The following is a 15949-nucleotide window of genomic DNA, read 5'->3' as shown; positions in this document are numbered from 1 at the left end:
TTCCTGGGGACAGCACGTCCCTTAGCCAGCGGAATCCAGCCATGCTGAACACAGTCGAAATCCTGAACCAGTTCGCCGACCGGCGGAAGAACTTCTCGCTCAGCCGCGACCTCTACTGCGACGAGGGCGTCTTTCACGCCGATCTGGAGAATCTCTGGTATCGCGAATGGCTGTTTGCCATTCCCTCCTGCGACATCCCCAAGACCGGCAACCACGCCACGCTGCAGATCGGCGAATATCCGGTGGTGATCGTGCGCGGCGCCGACGGCCAGATCCGCGCCTTCCACAACGTCTGCCGCCATCGCGGCCAGCGGCTCTGCCCCAAGCAGAACGGCTCCTCGCCCAAGCTGGTCTGCCCCTATCACCAGTGGACCTACGACCTGGATGGCAAGCTGCTGTTCGCCCGCGACATGGGGCCGGATTTCGATGCCTCGAAATACAGCCTGAAGCCGGTGCATTGCCGGACCGAGGGCGGCATGGTCTTCATCTGCCTGGCCGACAACCCGCCGGATTTCGAACGCCTCGGCAGCTATCTGCGCGATTACGTCGGCGCCAGCGACCTGTCGAACGCCAAGGTCGCCTTCACCTCGACCATCGTCGAGAAGGGCAACTGGAAGCTGGTGATCGAAAACAACCGCGAATGCTACCATTGCGGCGGCAGCCATCCCTCGCTCTGCCGGACCTATTCCGACAACCCGCTGATGACGGTGATGGAGGGGCCCAACGCCGCCTCGCCCGAGATCCTGTCGCATTGGGACCGCTGCGACAAGGCCGGCCTGCCGGCGCGTTTCGTGAACGAGCCGGGGATGCAATGGCGCTTCGCCCGGGTGCCGCTGCTGAACAATGCCGAAAGCTTCACCATGTCCACCAAGGCGGCGGTGAACCGGCGCATGGGCACGATCCCGTGGAACGATGCCGGCAGCCTGATGTTCTATCACTTCCCGTCCAGCTGGAACCACTTCCTGCCCGACCACGCCATCGTCTTCCGCCTGCTGCCGATCTCGCCCACCGAGACCGAGGTGACGTCGAAATGGCTGGTCCACAAGGATGCGGTCGAGGGCGTGGACTACGACCTGCAGAAGCTGACCGAGGTCTGGCTGGCCACCAATGACGAGGACCGCCGCGTGGTCGAGGAGAACCAGAAGGGCATCCTGTCCCCCGCCTATGAGCCCGGCCCCTATTCGCCCAACCAGGAAGAGGGCGTGATCCATTTCGTCGACTGGTATGTGCGCCAGATGCTGGATCGCCTGTCCCCGACCCCGGCGATGGCTGCGGAATAATGGCGGTCCTGGTCAAGGCATTCGGCGACAAGCCGTGGAAGGACGACGAGCCGCTGGAATGCGTGATGGTGGTGCCCGAGACCTCGGACACCGCCACCTTCACCTTCCGCGCCCCCTCTGGCGCCTGGTTCGACTATCAGCCCGGCCAGTTCGTCACCCTGGACCTGCCGGTGCCGGGCGGCAACGTGCAGCGCACCTATACGATCAGCTCCAGCCCGTCGCGGCCGCTGTCCATCTCGGTCACGGTCAAGGCGCAGCCGGGCAGCGTCGGCGGGCGCTGGATGATCGACCACCTGCGGCCGGGGATGCGGCTCAAGGCTTTCGGGCCGGCGGGCATCTTCTCCTTCGTGCGGCACGAGGCGGCGAAATACCTGTTCATCTCGGCCGGTTCGGGCATCACCCCCGTGATGTCCATGACCACCTGGGCCTGGGATTCGGGCGAGATGCCGGACATCGTCTTCGTCCATGCCGCCCGCAGCCCCAGCGAGATCATCTTCCGCCAGCGGCTGGAGGGCATGGCCGACCGGGTGCCGGGCCTGCAGCTGCGCTTCACGGTCGAGGATTCCGACCCGTTCCGCACCTGGCACGGCTATCGCGGCCGGCTGAACCAGATCATGCTGGGCCTGATGGCCCCGGACTACCTGGAGCGCGAGGTGTTCTGCTGCGGGCCCGAGCCCTTCATGCAGGCGGTGCGCGACATGCTGATCGCGCTCGGCTTCGACATGGACCATTACCACCAGGAAAGCTTCGGCGCCCCGATCCGCAACGAATCCGAGGCCCCGGTGCTGGACGACGTCGTCCCGGACGAGGACAGCGCCGCCCAGATCACCTTCGAAAGCTCGGGCGTGGTGGCGAAATGCAACGAGACCGACACGGTGCTGGTGGTGGCCAAGGCCAACGGGCTGAACATCCCCTCGGGCTGCACCTTCGGCCTGTGCGGCACCTGCAAGGTCAGGAAGACCGCCGGCGAGGTGCATATGGTCCATAACGGCGGCATCACCGACGAGGATATCGAGGAAGGCTATATCCTGGCCTGCTGCTCGCATCCCATCGGCGCCGTCTCGGTCGAGGTCTGACGGGCCAGGGGCGCAGCTTGGCAAAGACCCTGGGTTTTTCTGGGAAAAGGGGCGGGCCGGAAGGGTCCGCCCCTTTTTCGTGCCAAGCTTGACAGAGCTACCATACCGCGCAATCCTGACCGCGTACCTATCGATATGACAGGCAAAGGAGGGCACGATGAACATCGACCTCTCGCGGCGCGGTTTCCTGAAACTGGCGGGCGCGGGTGTCGCGGCGACATCGCTCGGGGCCATGGGCTTCGGCGGGGCGGAGGCGGCGGAACAGGCGCATGTGCGTGCCTTCAAGCTGGCCTCGACGACCGAGACGCGCAACACCTGTCCCTATTGCTCGGTGGCCTGCGGCATCATCATCTATTCGAACGGCGACCTGAAGGCCGGCGAAGAGGCCAAGGTGATGCATATCGAAGGCGATGCCGACCATCCGACGAACCGCGGCACGCTTTGCCCGAAAGGCGCGGCGCTCAAGGATTTCGTCAATGCCGAGACGCGCCTGACCACGCCGCGCATCCGCCGGCCCGGTGCGGCCAGCTTCGAGGAGATCTCCTGGGAAGAGGCGCTGGACAAGATCGCCCGCGCGCTCAAGGACGACCGCGACGCCAACATGGTGCTGACCAACGACGACGGCGTGCCGGTCAACCGCTGGACCACCACCGGTTTCCTGGCTGCCTCGGCCACCACCAATGAAACCGCATGGCTGACCTACAAGGTGGTCAGGTCCATGGGGATCGTCGGATTCGACAACCAGGCGCGCGTCTGACACGGCCCCACGGTGTCCAGTTTGGGCCCGACATTTGGCCGTGGAGCGATGACCAACTCCTGGACCGACATCAAGAATACCGACCTCGTGGTCGTCATGGGCGGCAATGCCGCCGAAGCCCATCCCTGCGGCTTCAAATGGGTGACCGAGGCCAAGGCCGCCCGCGGCGCCAAGCTGATCGTGGTGGACCCGCGCTTCACCCGCACGGCTTCGGTGGCCGACTATTATGCGCCGATCCGGCCCGGCTCGGACATTGCCTTCCTGATGGGCCTGATCAACTGGATGATCCAGAATGACAAGGTGCAATGGGACTATGTCCGCCACTTCACCAACGCCCCCCTGATCGTGAAGGACGAATACGGCTGGAGCGACGGGCTGTTCACCGGCTACGACCCCGAAAAGCGCGATTATGACAAGTCGAGCTGGGACTATGTGATCGGCGAGGACGGCTTTGCCGCCGTGGACATGACGCTGGAGCATCCGCGCTGCGTCTGGAACCTGCTCAGGGAACATGTCTCGCGCTATACGCCCGAGCTGGTCGAGGAGGTCTGCGGCACGCCCCGGGACCGCTTCCTGAAGATCGCCGAGATGATCGGCGAATGTTCGGCGCCCGACAAGACCATGACCTCGATGTATGCGCTTGGCTGGACCCAGCACGCCAAGGGTGCGCAGAACATCCGCGGCATGGCCATGCTGCAGCTGATCCTGGGCAATATCGGCGTCCGGGGCGGCGGGATGAACGCGCTGCGCGGCCATTCGAACATCCAGGGGCTGACCGATATCGGGCTGATGTCGAACCTGATCCCCGGCTATCTGAACATCCCGACCGAGAAGGAGCCGGACTGGCAGACCTACATGTCCAGCCGCAGCTTCAAGCCGCTGCGGCCGGGCCAGACCAGCTATTGGCAGAACTATCCCAAGTTCATGGTCAGCTTCATGAAGGCGATGTGGGGCGACACCGCCACGGCCGAGAACGACTGGGCCTATCACTACCTGCCCAAGCTGGACGTGCCGACCTATGACATCCTGCGCATGTTCGAGCTGATGGATGTCGGCCAGGTGAACCTGTATTTCTGCCAGGGCTTCAACCCGCTGCTGGCCTTCCCCAACCGCGCCAAGGTGACCTCGGCCCTGTCCAGGCTGAAGCTTCTGGTTGTGATGGACCCGCTGGAGACCGAGACGGCGCATTTCTGGGAAAACCACGGCGAACATAACGACGTGGATACCGCCTCGATCCAGACCGAGGTGCTGGAGCTGCCCTCGTCCTGCTTTGCCGAGGATGACGGCGCGCTGGTCAATTCCGGGCGCTGGCTGCAATGGCACTGGTCTGCGGCGACGCCGCCCGGCCAGGCCAGGCATGACACCTGGATCATGGCGCAGATCTTCCTGCGGGTGAAGAAGCTCTATCAGGAAGAGGGCGGCGTCTTCCCCGACCCGATCCTGAACCTGACCTGGGACTATGCCGACCCCGACGAGCCCTCGCCCGAGGAACTGGCCAAGGAAATGAACGGCCGGGCGCTGGAGGATGTCTACGACCCCGCCGACCCGACGAAACTGCTGACCGCCAAGGGCAAGCAGTTGCTGAACTTCAGCCAGTATCGCGACGACGGCTCGACCATGGGCGCCTGCTGGATCTATTCCGGCTGCTGGAACGAGGACGGCAACAACATGGCCCGGCGGGACAATGCCGACCCGGACGAGACCGGTGCCTATCCGAACTGGACCTTCTCCTGGCCGCTGAACCGGCGGATCCTTTACAACCGCGCCTCTGCCGATCTGCAGGGCCGGCCCTGGGACCCCTCGCGCAAGCTTCTGGAATGGGACGGCGAGAAATGGACCGGCTATGACGTGCCCGACATCGCGCCGACCGCCAGGCCGGAAGAGGTCGGCCCCTTCATCATGAACCAGGAAGGCGTCTCGCGTCTGTTCAGCCGCGGCATGATGCGCGACGGCCCCTTCCCGACGCATATGGAGCCGTTCGAGTCGCCCCTGGCCAACGTGTTCAACCCGCAGATGCGCGGCAATCCGGTGGCGCGGGTCTTTGCCAGCGATGCCGAGCAGTTCGCCACCAGCGAGGAATTCCCGATCGCGGCGACCTCCTATCGCCTGACCGAGCATTTCCACTACTGGACCAAGCACAACCGCATCAACGCGGCCCTGCAGCCGGAATTCTTCGTCGAGATCAGCCGCGAGCTGGCCGCCGAAAAGGGCATCCGGCAGGGCGGCTGGGTGCGGGTCTGGTCCAAGCGGGGCGAGGTCAAGGCCAAGGCTCTGGTAACGGGGCGGCTGAAGCCGATGCAATGCGGCGACAGGCTGGTCCATGTCATCGGCATCCCGCTGCACTGGGGCTTCATGGGCGCGGCGCGCAAGGGGTTCGGGCCGAACAGCCTGACGCCTTTTGTCGGCGACGCCAATGTGGAAACGCCTGAATTCAAGGCGTTCCTGGTCAATATCGAACCCGCGACAGGGGAGGCCGTGTCATGACGACGGACCCGAACCTCGACAGCCCGCGCACGGCGGTCTCGAATCCGCCGGTGCAGCCGATGCAGGCCAATCTGGGGCCGGGCGACGTCGTCCGCGCCTCGGCCATGCCCGACCTGCCGCCGCCGACGCGCGAATTGACGCCGGTGGCCAAGCTGATCGACGTGTCGAAATGCATCGGCTGCAAGGCCTGCCAATCGGCCTGCGCCGAATGGAACGACACCTATCCCGAGATCGAGGAAAACGTCGGCCTTTACGAAAATCCGCACGACCTGACGCCCGACATGTTCACCCTGATGCGGTTCTCGGAATACGAGAATCCGCAGACCGGGGATTTCGAATGGCTGATCCGCAAGGACGGCTGCATGCATTGCGCCGATCCGGGCTGCCTCAAGGCCTGCCCGGCCCCCGGCGCCATCGTGCAATATTCGAACGGCATCGTGGATTTCATCCACGAGAACTGCATCGGTTGCGGCTATTGCGTGACCGGCTGTCCCTTCGACATCCCGCGCATCAGCCAGAAAACCCATGTCAGCTACAAATGCACGCTGTGCTCGGACCGCGTGGCGGTGGGCCAGGGCCCGGCCTGCGCCAAGGCCTGCCCCACCCAGGCCATCGTCTTCGGCACCAAGGAGGACATGCTGGCCCATGCCGAGGCGCGGGTCGAGGATCTGAAGTCGCGCGGCTACGACAATGCCGGCATCTACGATCCGCAGGGCGTGGGCGGCACGCATGTCTTCTATGTGCTGCATCATGCCGACCAGCCCTCGCTTTATTCCGACCTGCCGGAACAGCCGCGCATCTCGCCGGTGGTCGAGGGCTGGAAGGGCGTGACCAAGACGCTGGGCCTGGCCGCCATCGGCGCCGCGGCCATCGGTTCGGTCCTGCACGGGCTGATGACGCGCGCTAACAAGGTCTCGGCCGAGGATGAGAGCCATGCCGAGGAACTGGTCGAGGGCCGCGAGCCCCCGGTCCCGCCGGGAAGGGAGGTGCTGTGATGCCGAAACGCATGTTCTCGGCCCCGGGCGACCATATCGAAAGCCGCCATCCGGTCACGGTCAGCCGCTATCGCGGCATCACGCGGTTGAACCATTGGGTGACGGCGGCCAGCCTGATCGTGCTGCTGCTTTCGGGGCTGGCGCTGTTTCACCCGGCGCTCTACTTCCTGACCGGGCTGTTCGGCGGCGGGCAGATGACGCGCTGGCTGCATCCCTTCGTGGGCGTGCTGCTGTTCTTCAGCTTCCTGCTGCTGTTCCTGCAGATGTGGCGGCTGAACCTGCCCCGCCCCGAGGACCGCACCTGGGTCAGCCATATCGGCGAGGTCGTCCGCGGCGAAGAGGAAAAGCTGCCCGAGCTGGGCAAATACAATGCCGGGCAGAAATTCGTCTTCTGGGCCATGTCGGTGCTGATCGTGGTGCTGATCGTCTCGGGCGTGATGATCTGGCAGCAATATTTCCCCGATCTGGTCTCGATCGCGGTGCGGCGCTGGGCGGTGCTGATCCATGCGCTGGCGGCGGTGGCGATCATCCTGACCTTCATCCTGCATGTCTATGCGGCGATCTGGACCCGCGGCACCATCCGCGCCATGACGCGCGGCACGGTGACCGGCGGCTGGGCCTGGCGGCACCATCGCAAATGGCTGCGCGAACTGGCTGGACGCGAGGGAGGCGGCCCGGCAGAGTAGGCCAAAGCGACCCGAAAGGAAGCCATGTCCACCGCCCTGAATCCCGATCCCGCGATGATCGGCGGCGTCGCCAAGGTCCCCCTGGCGCGCCTGCCCGAGCCCGCGGCGCTGTTCTCGACCCGCGCCGAGCGGTTCGATTTCCTGGCCGGGCACAGCCCGAACCTTGCCCCCTACCTGCGGTTTCTGGCCGGGATCTGCCGGGCGCAGGCCGGTCTGGTCGGCGACCTGCCCCGCCCCGAGGCGCAGCCGCCCGAGCGGATCGAACTGGCTCGCGCCAGCCGCATGTCGCCCTTGGACCGCAACGTCATGCGCGACGGGCTGGCGCAGGCGCTGCCGCTGCTGCTGGAGCGGCTCGCCTCGCTTGAGATGCCCGAGCCGGCGCGGCTGGCGCTGGGGGCCCTGCAGGCGGCCGAGCCCGCGGATCTGGACTGGGTGATGGGCAATGTGCTGACCGACATCATCCCCGAGGACAGCGTCGCCCCGCATCTGTTCGCCGCCGCCGCCCTGCAGGTCCATGCCGCGATGCAGGCGGCTGCGCTGGACGCCGAAAAACTGGTGCCGATCCGCACCGGCACCTGCCCGGCCTGCGGCGGCCGCCCGGCCACCAGCCTCGTCACCGAAAGCCTTGGAGCCGAAGGGGCGCGCTATTGCGCCTGCGCCACCTGCCAGACGCTGTGGAACGAGGTGCGGGTGAAATGCCTCTGCTGCGGCTCGACCAAGGGCATCTCCTATCGCTCGGTCGAGACCGGCGAGGCCACGGTCAAGGCCGAGGTCTGCCGCGAATGCGGCAGCTGGGTCAAGATCCTGTATCAGAATCGCAATCCCTCGCTGGAACCCATCGCCGACGACGTCGCCAGCCTGGGCCTCGACCTGATGATGCGGGACACCGAATGGAAGCGGGGCGGCTTCGACCCCTTCCTGACCGGCTATTGACGGCGGCGCGGCGCGGGCGATGATCGTCGGCACGGCGGGGCATATCGACCATGGCAAGACGGCGCTGGTCCGGGCCCTGACCGGGATCGAGACCGACCGGCTGGCCGAGGAAAAGGCCCGCGGCATCACCATCGAACTGGGCTTCGCCTATGCCGATCTGGGCGGCGGCGCCGTGACCGGTTTCGTCGATGTGCCGGGGCACGAGAAATTCGTCCATACCATGCTGGCCGGGGCCGGCGGCATCGACCTGGCGCTGCTGGTCGTCGCCGCCGATGACGGCATCATGCCGCAGACGCGCGAGCATCTGGCGATCCTCGACCTTCTGGGCATCAACCGCGGCATGGTCGCGCTGACCAAATCCGACCTGGCCCCGCCCGAACGCATCGCCCGGCTTTCCGCCCGGATCGCGGAGCTGCTGGCCCCGACCGGCCTTGCCGGCGCGCCGGTCTTTCCGGTCTCGTCCCTGACCGGCGCGGGCATCGACGCCCTGCGCGCCGCGCTGGTGCAGGCCGAGGCGCAGACCGCCGCCCGCGCCACCGAGGCGCGGTTCCGCCTGGCCATCGACCGCAGCTTCACCCTGGCCGGGACGGGCACCGTGGTCACCGGCACCGTGCTGTCGGGCCGGGTCGCGGCGGGCGACCAGATCGTCCTCAGCCCCTCCGGCCTGCCGGCCCGCGTGCGGGGCATCCACGCCCAGAACCGCAAGGCCGAAACCGGCCTTGCCGGCCAGCGTTGCGCGCTGAACCTCGCCGGCGAAGGGGTGACGCGCGAGGCGATCCATCGCGGCGACGTGGCGCTGGACCCGGCGCTGCACGCGCCCACCCAGCGCATCGACGTGATCCTGCGCGTGCTGGACGGCGAGCCCAGGCCGCTGGCGACATGGTTCCCCGCCCGCCTGCATCTGGGCGCGGCCGAGACCGGCGCCCGCATCGTGCCGCTGGAGGGGCCGCTGGCGCCGGGCGGCGAAGGGCTGGCGCAGCTCGTCCTCGACCGCCCGTTGGCCGCGACGCTGGGCGAACGCTTCATCCTGCGCGACGTCTCGGCCCGGCGCACCATCGGCGGCGGGCGGCTGATCGACCTGCGCGCCCCCGCCCGCCACCGCGCCCGGCCCGAGCGGCTGGCCGCGCTGCGCGCCATGGCCCTGCCCGACCCGGCCGAGGCGCTGTCGGCGCTGGCCGGGCTGGCGCTGATCGACCTCGACGCCTTCGCCCGCGACCGCGCCCTGTCGCCCGCCGGGCTGGAGCGCGCCGCCGCCGCCTCTGGCATCGCCATCGTTCCCGGCACGCGGCAGGCGCTCGCCCCCGCCCGGCTCAAGGCGCTGCGCGAACGGATGCAGGGGGAACTGGCGGCTTTCCATGCCGAGAACGCCGATCTTCAGGGGCTGGGCCGGGAAAAGCTGCGGCTCGCGCTCGTCCCGCGCCTGTCCAAGCCGGATTTCGCCGCCTTCATCCGCGCCGAGGCGGCGGCGGGCCGCATCGCGCTGGACGGCGCCTTCATCCGCTTGCCCGGCCACCTGCCGCGCCTCTCGCCCGAGGACGAGGCGCTGCTGGACCGCATCCTGCCGCGGCTTTCGGGCGAGGAACGCTTCCGCCCGCCGCGCGTGCGCGACTTTGCCCACGAACTCGGTGCGGACGAGGCCGAACTGCGCCGCATGATGCGCATGGCCGCCCGGCAGGGCCGCATCGACCAGATCGCGCATGACCATTTCTTCGCCCGCGCCACCACCATCGAGATGGTCGGCATCATCCGCGAGCTGTCCGCGCAGGCGCCGGACGGCTGGTTCACCGCCCCGGCCTTTCGCGACCGGGTGCAGAACGGCCGCAAGGTGGCGATCCAGATCCTTGACTTCTTCGACCGGCTCGGTCTGACCTTGCGTCGCGGCGATCTTCGTCGCATCAACCCGCATCGGATCGACCTGTTCACCCCGGACAGGCCGGACGGTCAGGACTAGGGAAGAGAAGCGTCCCCGGTGGGGCGGCCGGACTTCAAATCCGGTTGGGGCAGTGAGCCTGTCCCGGGTGGGTTCGACTCCCACTCTCTTCCGCCGGATGCGACGAAAGGACGGCAATGAACAGCATGACGCTCGGCAACGGCGAGGTTCGGGTCAGCGGGGTCTGCCTGGGCACGATGACCTTCGGCAACCAGACCCCGGCGGCCGAGGCCCATGCCCAGATGGACCGGGCGCTGGCCGCCGGGATCGGCTTCTTCGACACGGCCGAGATGTATCCGGTGAACCCGGTCCGGCGCGAGACCGTCGGCCGAAGCGAGGAGATCATCGGCGATTGGCTGGCCGCGCGCGGTGGCCGCGACCGCGTGCAGATCGCCACCAAGGTGACCGGCCCCAGCGGCACCGTCCGGGCCGAGGGCTATGACGGCGCCATCCTGCGCCGGACCGTCGACGCCTCGCTGAAGCGGCTCAGGACCGATCATATCGACCTCTATCAGCTGCACTGGCCGCTGCGCGGCAGCTACGCCTTTCGCCAGAACTGGCGTTACGACCCCTCGCAGCAGGACCGTGCCGCGACGCTGGCGCATATGGCGGATGTGCTGGAAGCGGCGGCCGATCTGCACCGGGCCGGCAAGATCCGCGCCTTCGGCCTGTCGAACGAATCCGCCTGGGGCACGGCGCGCTGGATCGACACGGCCGAGCGGCTGGGCGCGCCCCGCGTCGCGGCGATCCAGAATGAATATTCCCTGCTCTACCGCGCCTACGACACCGACCTGGCCGAGCTTGCGGTGAATGAGGGGGTGACGCTGCTTGCCTATTCGCCGCTGGCGGCGGGGCTCCTGACCGGCAAATACCAGGACGGCGGCAACCCGCCGGGCAGCCGGGCGGCGGTCGATGTCGAAACCGGCGGCCTGGGCAACCTGGGCGGCCGCCGCACCGACCGCGCGATCGAGGCCGTCGCGGCCTGGCTGAAGCTGGCGGCCGAGCTGGGGCTGGACCCGGTCCACATGGCCATCGCCTTCACCCGGCAGCGGCCGTTCCCGTCGATCCCGATCATCGGCGCCACCGATGCGGCGCAGCTCGACCACCTGCTTGCCGGCCTGGACCTGGTGCTGTCCGACGAGGCGCTGCGGCGCATCGACCAGCTGCACCGCGTCCATCCCATGCCCTATTGAGCCGACGCGACGGAACCGTTGGCAGCGCCGCCGGGGGCGGGCAATCTGCCCGCGACCCGACCGGAGGAGAAACCATGCTGCCGCCCATCCTTGCCCACCTGCGCATTCCCGTCGTCGCCTCGCCGATGTTCATCGTCTCGGGGCCCGATCTGGTGATCGCGCAATGCAAGGCCGGCATCGTCGGCAGCTTCCCGGCGCTGAACGCCCGTGAAAAGGATGGCGAGCCGCCGCTGCTCGACGCCTGGCTGACCCGCATCGCCGAGGAACTCGACCGCCACAACCAGGCCAATCCCGACCATCCCGCGGCGCCCTTCGCGGTGAACCAGATCGTGCACCGCTCGAACGCCCGGCTGCAGCGCGATATCGAGATCTGCCACAGGCACAGGGTGCCGATCTGGATCACCAGCCTGGGCGCCCGGCCCGAGGTGAACGCGGCGGCGCATGACTGCGGCGGCATCGCCCTGCATGACGTGATCAACAACAGCTTCGCCCGCAAGGCGATCGAAAAGGGCGCCGACGGGCTGATCGCGGTCGCGGCGGGGGCCGGCGGTCATGCCGGCCCGCAATCGCCCTTTGCCCTGGTCCAGGAAATCCGCGCCTGGTTCGACGGCCCGCTGCTGCTCTCCGGCGCCATCGCCACCGGTCGGGCGGTGCTGGCGGCGCAGGCCATGGGCGCCGATCTGGCCTATGTCGGCAGCCCCTTCATCGCCACCGAGGAAGCCAACGCTCCCGCCGACTACAAGCGCATGATCGTGGATTCCGGTGCCGAGGACGTGGTCACCTCCTCGCTCTTCACCGGCGTCTCGGGCAATTACCTCGCGCCCTCGATCCGCGCCGCCGGGCTCGACCCGGAAAACCTCGCGACGGCCGATGCCACGGCGATGGATTTCGACAAGGCCACCTCGGGCGGCAAACCCAAGGCCTGGAGCCAGATCTGGGGCTCGGGCCAGGGCATCGGCGTGGTCAAATCCGTGACCCCGGCCGCCGAACTGATCGACCGCCTGGCCACGGAATATGCCGCCGCCCGCCGCCGCCTCTGCGCCGACTGAGCGCGCTTCACCGTTTCCCAAATACTCAAGAAGCCGCGCGCCTAGGGCCCGCGGCTTCTTTGCTCTGCAAATACCCCCGGCGACGCCGCAACCGGCGCCCAGGACTCAGCTGACCGCCAGCCCCTCGGTGGTGGCGAAGAACATCGCCTGGCTGACCGCCGAGCGCACCTGCTCCTCGGAATAGGGTTTCGAGATCAGGAAGGCCGGCTCGGGCCGGTCCCCGGTCAAGAGCCGCTCGGGGAAGGCGGTGATGAAGATCACCGGAATGTCGCCCATGTCGCGCAAGAGCTCGTTCACCGCATCGATGCCCGAGGAGCCGTCGGCCAGCTGGATATCGGCCAGGATCAGGTCGGGGCGCTTCTGATGCGCCAGATCGACGGCGGCGGCATGGGTGCGGGCGATGCCGGTGACATCGTGGCCCATGGCCTGCACGATGCCCTTCAGGTCCATGGCGATGATGGTCTCGTCCTCGATCACCATGACCTTGCCGGTCAGCGACTGCCCCATCTCGTTCAGCGCGATCTGCACCAGCTCCTCGGCCTCGTCCTGCGGACATTGCATGATCTGCGCGATCTGGTCGTAGCGCAGTTCCTCGATGGTGCGCAGCAGCAGCGCCTCGCGGGAATTCGGGGTCAGCCCGCGCAGATGCGCCTGGGCGCGGGCCTCGCGCGGGGTCTGGGTTTCCAGCTCGACCGGCTGGCCCGAGCTTTGCCAGATCGCATGGAAGGTGCGGAACAGCCCGATTCGGGTGTCCTCGCCGTCCATCAGGCTGCGGTCGGTCAGGATCGCCTCCAGCGTGGCGGCGGCGTAATTGTCGCCGGCGGTCTGGCTGCCGGTCAGCGCACGCGCGTAGCGCCGCAGATAGGGCAATTCCCGGCTGATGGACTGGGCAAGATCCGCTGCGGTCATGGCTACCTCGAAAAAAGCGTCGTGTGTCGGAACCTGATCGGATAGGTAACGGTTAGGCAAGGTGCGCACAAGATTACCGGGAATAACTAAAAAATGAATACCAGGCGTGAGGAACGCAGGCGAGCAGCCATAGAAAAGCAGATCGACGAGAATCTGCGCCGGGTCTATGAACAGGACGCGACGCAGCAGATTCCAGACAGGTTCTTGCAATTGCTCGACAAATTGCGCGAGCAGGAGTGAGCTGAATGACCGATCGCAAAGCGGCGCAAACCGCCCGCCCCGAGGCCCATGGCGATCCTCGGGACGAGCTGGTCGAGCACCTGCCGGCGCTGCGCGCCTTCGCGCTGTCGCTCACGCGCGAGGGGGCCTCGGCCGACGACCTCGTGCAGGACACCATCGTCAAGGCCTGGACGCATATCGACAAGTTCCAGCCCGGCACCAACCTGCGGGCCTGGCTGTTCACCATCCTGCGCAACACCTTCTATTCCGCGCGCCGAAAGACCCGGCGCGAGGTCAGCGATACCGATGGCGTCCATGCCGCCCGGCAGGCCACCCGCCCCGAGCATGACGGCCGTCTGGCGCTGAACGACTTCCGCGCCGCCTTCGAGCAGCTGCCCGACGAGCAGCGCGAGGCGCTGATCCTGGTCGGGGCCTCGGGCTTTTCCTACGAGGAGGCGGCGGCGATGACCGGCGTGGCCGTGGGCACCGTCAAGTCGCGCGCCAATCGCGGCCGCCGCCGGCTGGCCGAACTGCTGCAGCTTGAGGAGGGCGAGGAGCTGGAGATGACCGACCGTGCCACTCTGGCGGTGATGGCGCAGAACACCCCGATCCTGCGCTGAGATGCCGTCGTGCTGCGGCGCCTGCTGGACAAGCTGGAATTCACCAAGGGCCTCGGCTTTCGGCTGGGCGGCCTGCTGTCGGTGGCGATCCTGCCCATCGGGCTGATCTCGGTCATTCAGACCCTGCACCTGTCGCGCGAATACGAACGCTCCTCGGAAATCGCGCTGCTGGGCCGCACCGCCACCGCCGCCGCCGGGGAGCGCGCGCTCTTGCAAAGCGCGCTCGGCACTGCCGACGCGCTGGGTCCGGCGGTGCTGGAAACCATGGACCGGCCGCAGGCCTGTTCCGACATCATGCGCGGCCTGGTGCAGCGCACGGTGAATTTCGTCTATGCCGGCTTCACCCGGCTGGACGGGATGACGGAATGTTCCTCGGTGCGCGGGGTCCATGACCTGACCGGCGAATCCGCCTTTCAGCAGTTCATCGACAGTCCCGGCACATTGGTCACCACCAGCGAGGACGGGCCGGTCACCGGCAAGTCGGTGGTGGTGGTCATCCAGCCGCTTTATCGCGGGGTCGAGCTTCTGGGCTTCATCGCCGTCTCGATGTCGCATGACCTGCTGCGCTCGACCCATGTCTCGGGGCTGGGGACCGAGGGCGCGCGCATCCTGACCTTCAACAACCAGGGCGAGGTGATCTCCTCGGACCGCGAGGGGGCGGGCGACATCGCCGAGGTGCTGCCGCGCGGCAAGTCCCTGCCCTCGCTCTTGTCGCGCAGCGAGACCACTTTCCGCGATCTCTCGAACTCGGGCGAGCGGCGGGTGTTCAGCGTCGTGCCGGTGGTGCCGGGGCTGGTCTATGCGCTTGGGTCGTGGAACCGCGCCGAATCCGGCATCACCGGCATCGACATCACCCGGCGCACGGCGTTGATCCTGCCGCTGATCCTCTGGGCCGCCTCGCTGGCGGTCGCCTATTTCGCGGTCTACCGGCTGGTGCTGCGCCATATCCGCGAGTTGCGCGGCCAGATGCGCCGCTTCGCCATCGGCGACCGCTCGGCCCCGCCGCCGGTGCTGGCCGACGCGCCCGCCGAGATCGAGGACATGAGCCAGACCTTCCACAACATGGCCCGCATCCTGATCCGCGACGAAGAGGCGATGGAGGCCGCCGTCAACGAAAAGACCGTGCTGCTGAAAGAGGTGCATCACCGGGTCAAGAACAACCTGCAGCTGATCGCCTCGATCATCAACATGCAGATCCGGGTGATCGACCACGACGATGCCCGGCGGGTGCTGCGTTCGGTGCAGGACCGGGTGGCCTCGCTGGCGACGATCTATCGCAACCTCTACCAGGCCGAGCATCTGGATTCTGTCGAGGCCGACCGGCTGATCCGCGACATCATCAACCAGATGACCAACGCCTCGGTCGGGCCCGGCGCCGGGCTGCGCATCGACACCCGCCTGGAACCGCTGGTGCTGATGCCCGATCAGGCGGTTCCGCTGACGCTGCTGGCCACCGAGGCCTTTACCAATGCGCTGAAATATTCCGGCGCTTCCGGCCCGGATGCGGAACCCTGGGTGCGGGTGTCGCTGCGCGCGGACGGGCCGGGCCATGCCGTGCTGGAGGTCGAGAACTCCATCGGCGCCAGCACGCTGGCCGAGGGCACGGGCCTCGGCAGCCAGCTGATCGAGGCCTTCGCCACCCAGCTGGAAGGCGAGGCCGAGCAGGAGACCGGCGACGGCCGCTTCCTCTTGCGGCTGCGGTTCCGGGTCGAACACCTGCCCAAGCGCGACCATGCCGAGATGCCGCGGGTGGTGCTGACCTCGGCCGCGCGGCCGGGCGCGCGCCACTAGCGGCGGCGATCGCGCAAGGATCGCGGA

13 protein-coding genes and 1 tRNA gene are annotated in these 15949 nt (G+C 67.6%); 13 read left to right on the top strand and 1 reads right to left on the bottom strand.

The features are described from left to right. The first annotated feature begins 41 nt into the window (after window positions 1-41). The 10 genes from PARJ55_RS0103555 (at window position 42) to PARJ55_RS0103510 (ending at window position 12383) form a co-directional block, all read left to right on the top strand. Window positions 42-1280: an aromatic ring-hydroxylating dioxygenase subunit alpha gene (locus PARJ55_RS0103555; RefSeq protein ID WP_028711755.1), complete on the top strand. Its 1239-nt coding sequence runs from the start codon at window positions 42-44 to the stop codon at window positions 1278-1280. Next, window positions 1280-2356, top strand: a complete 1077-nt coding sequence (locus PARJ55_RS0103550) for a hybrid-cluster NAD(P)-dependent oxidoreductase (protein ID WP_051416139.1) — start codon at window positions 1280-1282, stop codon at window positions 2354-2356. Before PARJ55_RS0103555 ends, PARJ55_RS0103550 begins: the two co-directional genes overlap by 1 nt. A gap of 157 nt (window positions 2357-2513) precedes the next feature. Further along, window positions 2514-5597, top strand: coding sequence for a formate dehydrogenase-N subunit alpha (gene fdnG / locus PARJ55_RS0103540; RefSeq protein ID WP_084637766.1), 3084 nt, complete (start codon window positions 2514-2516; stop codon window positions 5595-5597). Next, window positions 5594-6592 (top strand): formate dehydrogenase subunit beta, encoded by a 999-nt coding sequence (gene fdxH, locus PARJ55_RS0103535; RefSeq protein ID WP_028711751.1) that lies wholly within the window; start codon window positions 5594-5596, stop codon window positions 6590-6592. The genes fdnG and fdxH overlap by 4 nt, the downstream gene beginning before the upstream one ends. Beyond that, window positions 6592-7278 carry a formate dehydrogenase subunit gamma gene (locus tag PARJ55_RS0103530; protein ID WP_028711750.1) on the top strand — a complete coding sequence of 229 codons (687 nt, stop codon included), beginning with the start codon at window positions 6592-6594 and terminating at the stop codon, window positions 7276-7278. Before fdxH ends, PARJ55_RS0103530 begins: the two co-directional genes overlap by 1 nt. A gap of 24 nt (window positions 7279-7302) precedes the next feature. After that, complete coding sequence (gene fdhE, locus PARJ55_RS0103525) at window positions 7303-8211, top strand: formate dehydrogenase accessory protein FdhE (protein WP_028711749.1); 909 nt, start codon at window positions 7303-7305, stop codon at window positions 8209-8211. A gap of 19 nt (window positions 8212-8230) precedes the next feature. Next, window positions 8231-10162: a selenocysteine-specific translation elongation factor gene (gene selB / locus PARJ55_RS0103520; RefSeq protein ID WP_028711748.1), complete on the top strand. Its 1932-nt coding sequence runs from the start codon at window positions 8231-8233 to the stop codon at window positions 10160-10162. After that, window positions 10163-10255, top strand: a tRNA-Sec gene (locus tag PARJ55_RS23835). Window positions 10256-10278: 23 nt separating this feature from the next. Further along, window positions 10279-11334, top strand: coding sequence for an aldo/keto reductase (locus tag PARJ55_RS0103515; protein WP_028711747.1), 1056 nt, complete (start codon window positions 10279-10281; stop codon window positions 11332-11334). 74 nt (window positions 11335-11408) lie between these two features. Further along, window positions 11409-12383: a nitronate monooxygenase family protein gene (locus PARJ55_RS0103510; protein ID WP_028711746.1), complete on the top strand. Its 975-nt coding sequence runs from the start codon at window positions 11409-11411 to the stop codon at window positions 12381-12383. Window positions 12384-12488: 105 nt separating this feature from the next. Here PARJ55_RS0103510 and PARJ55_RS0103505 read toward each other — a convergent pair whose 3' ends face one another. Then, the gene (locus PARJ55_RS0103505; protein WP_028711745.1) at window positions 12489-13292 is read right to left on the bottom strand and encodes a response regulator; all 804 of its coding nucleotides are present in this window, start codon (window positions 13290-13292) and stop codon (window positions 12489-12491) included. Window positions 13293-13385: 93 nt separating this feature from the next. On the opposite strand from PARJ55_RS0103505, the gene PARJ55_RS0103500 reads away from it, so the two are divergent. Genes PARJ55_RS0103500 through PARJ55_RS0103490 form a run of 3 tightly spaced genes read left to right on the top strand, consistent with a single transcriptional unit; the run spans window position 13386 to window position 15922 of the window. Further along, window positions 13386-13532 carry a NepR family anti-sigma factor gene (locus PARJ55_RS0103500; RefSeq protein ID WP_019352327.1) on the top strand — a complete coding sequence of 49 codons (147 nt, stop codon included), beginning with the start codon at window positions 13386-13388 and terminating at the stop codon, window positions 13530-13532. Between the two features lie 5 nt (window positions 13533-13537). Beyond that, complete coding sequence (locus tag PARJ55_RS0103495; protein WP_028711744.1) at window positions 13538-14131, top strand: RNA polymerase sigma factor; 594 nt, start codon at window positions 13538-13540, stop codon at window positions 14129-14131. 9 nt (window positions 14132-14140) lie between these two features. After that, window positions 14141-15922 (top strand): histidine kinase dimerization/phosphoacceptor domain -containing protein, encoded by a 1782-nt coding sequence (locus PARJ55_RS0103490; protein ID WP_028711743.1) that lies wholly within the window; start codon window positions 14141-14143, stop codon window positions 15920-15922. The last annotated feature ends 27 nt before the right edge of the window (window positions 15923-15949 follow it).

Source organism: Paracoccus sp. J55 (genome assembly GCF_000513975.1).
In the GTDB taxonomy this organism is placed as follows: domain Bacteria; phylum Pseudomonadota; class Alphaproteobacteria; order Rhodobacterales; family Rhodobacteraceae; genus Paracoccus.
This window is presented reverse-complemented; position numbering and strand designations above follow the sequence as displayed.

What these genes read in the sequence shown, in the direction of transcription:
- PARJ55_RS0103555 (WP_028711755.1), top strand. Translation starts at nt 42, where the DNA reads ATGCTGAACACAGTCGAAATCCTGAACCAGTTCGCCGACCGGCGGAAG.
- PARJ55_RS0103550 (WP_051416139.1), top strand. Translation starts at nt 1,280, where the DNA reads ATGGCGGTCCTGGTCAAGGCATTCGGCGACAAGCCGTGGAAGGACGAC.
- fdxH (WP_028711751.1), top strand. Translation starts at nt 5,594, where the DNA reads ATGACGACGGACCCGAACCTCGACAGCCCGCGCACGGCGGTCTCGAAT.
- PARJ55_RS0103530 (WP_028711750.1), top strand. Translation starts at nt 6,592, where the DNA reads ATGCCGAAACGCATGTTCTCGGCCCCGGGCGACCATATCGAAAGCCGC.
- fdhE (WP_028711749.1), top strand. Translation starts at nt 7,303, where the DNA reads ATGTCCACCGCCCTGAATCCCGATCCCGCGATGATCGGCGGCGTCGCC.
- selB (WP_028711748.1), top strand. Translation starts at nt 8,231, where the DNA reads ATGATCGTCGGCACGGCGGGGCATATCGACCATGGCAAGACGGCGCTG.
- PARJ55_RS0103515 (WP_028711747.1), top strand. Translation starts at nt 10,279, where the DNA reads ATGAACAGCATGACGCTCGGCAACGGCGAGGTTCGGGTCAGCGGGGTC.
- PARJ55_RS0103510 (WP_028711746.1), top strand. Translation starts at nt 11,409, where the DNA reads ATGCTGCCGCCCATCCTTGCCCACCTGCGCATTCCCGTCGTCGCCTCG.
- PARJ55_RS0103505 (WP_028711745.1), bottom strand. Translation starts at nt 13,292, where the DNA reads ATGACCGCAGCGGATCTTGCCCAGTCCATCAGCCGGGAATTGCCCTAT.
- PARJ55_RS0103500 (WP_019352327.1), top strand. Translation starts at nt 13,386, where the DNA reads ATGAATACCAGGCGTGAGGAACGCAGGCGAGCAGCCATAGAAAAGCAG.
- PARJ55_RS0103495 (WP_028711744.1), top strand. Translation starts at nt 13,538, where the DNA reads ATGACCGATCGCAAAGCGGCGCAAACCGCCCGCCCCGAGGCCCATGGC.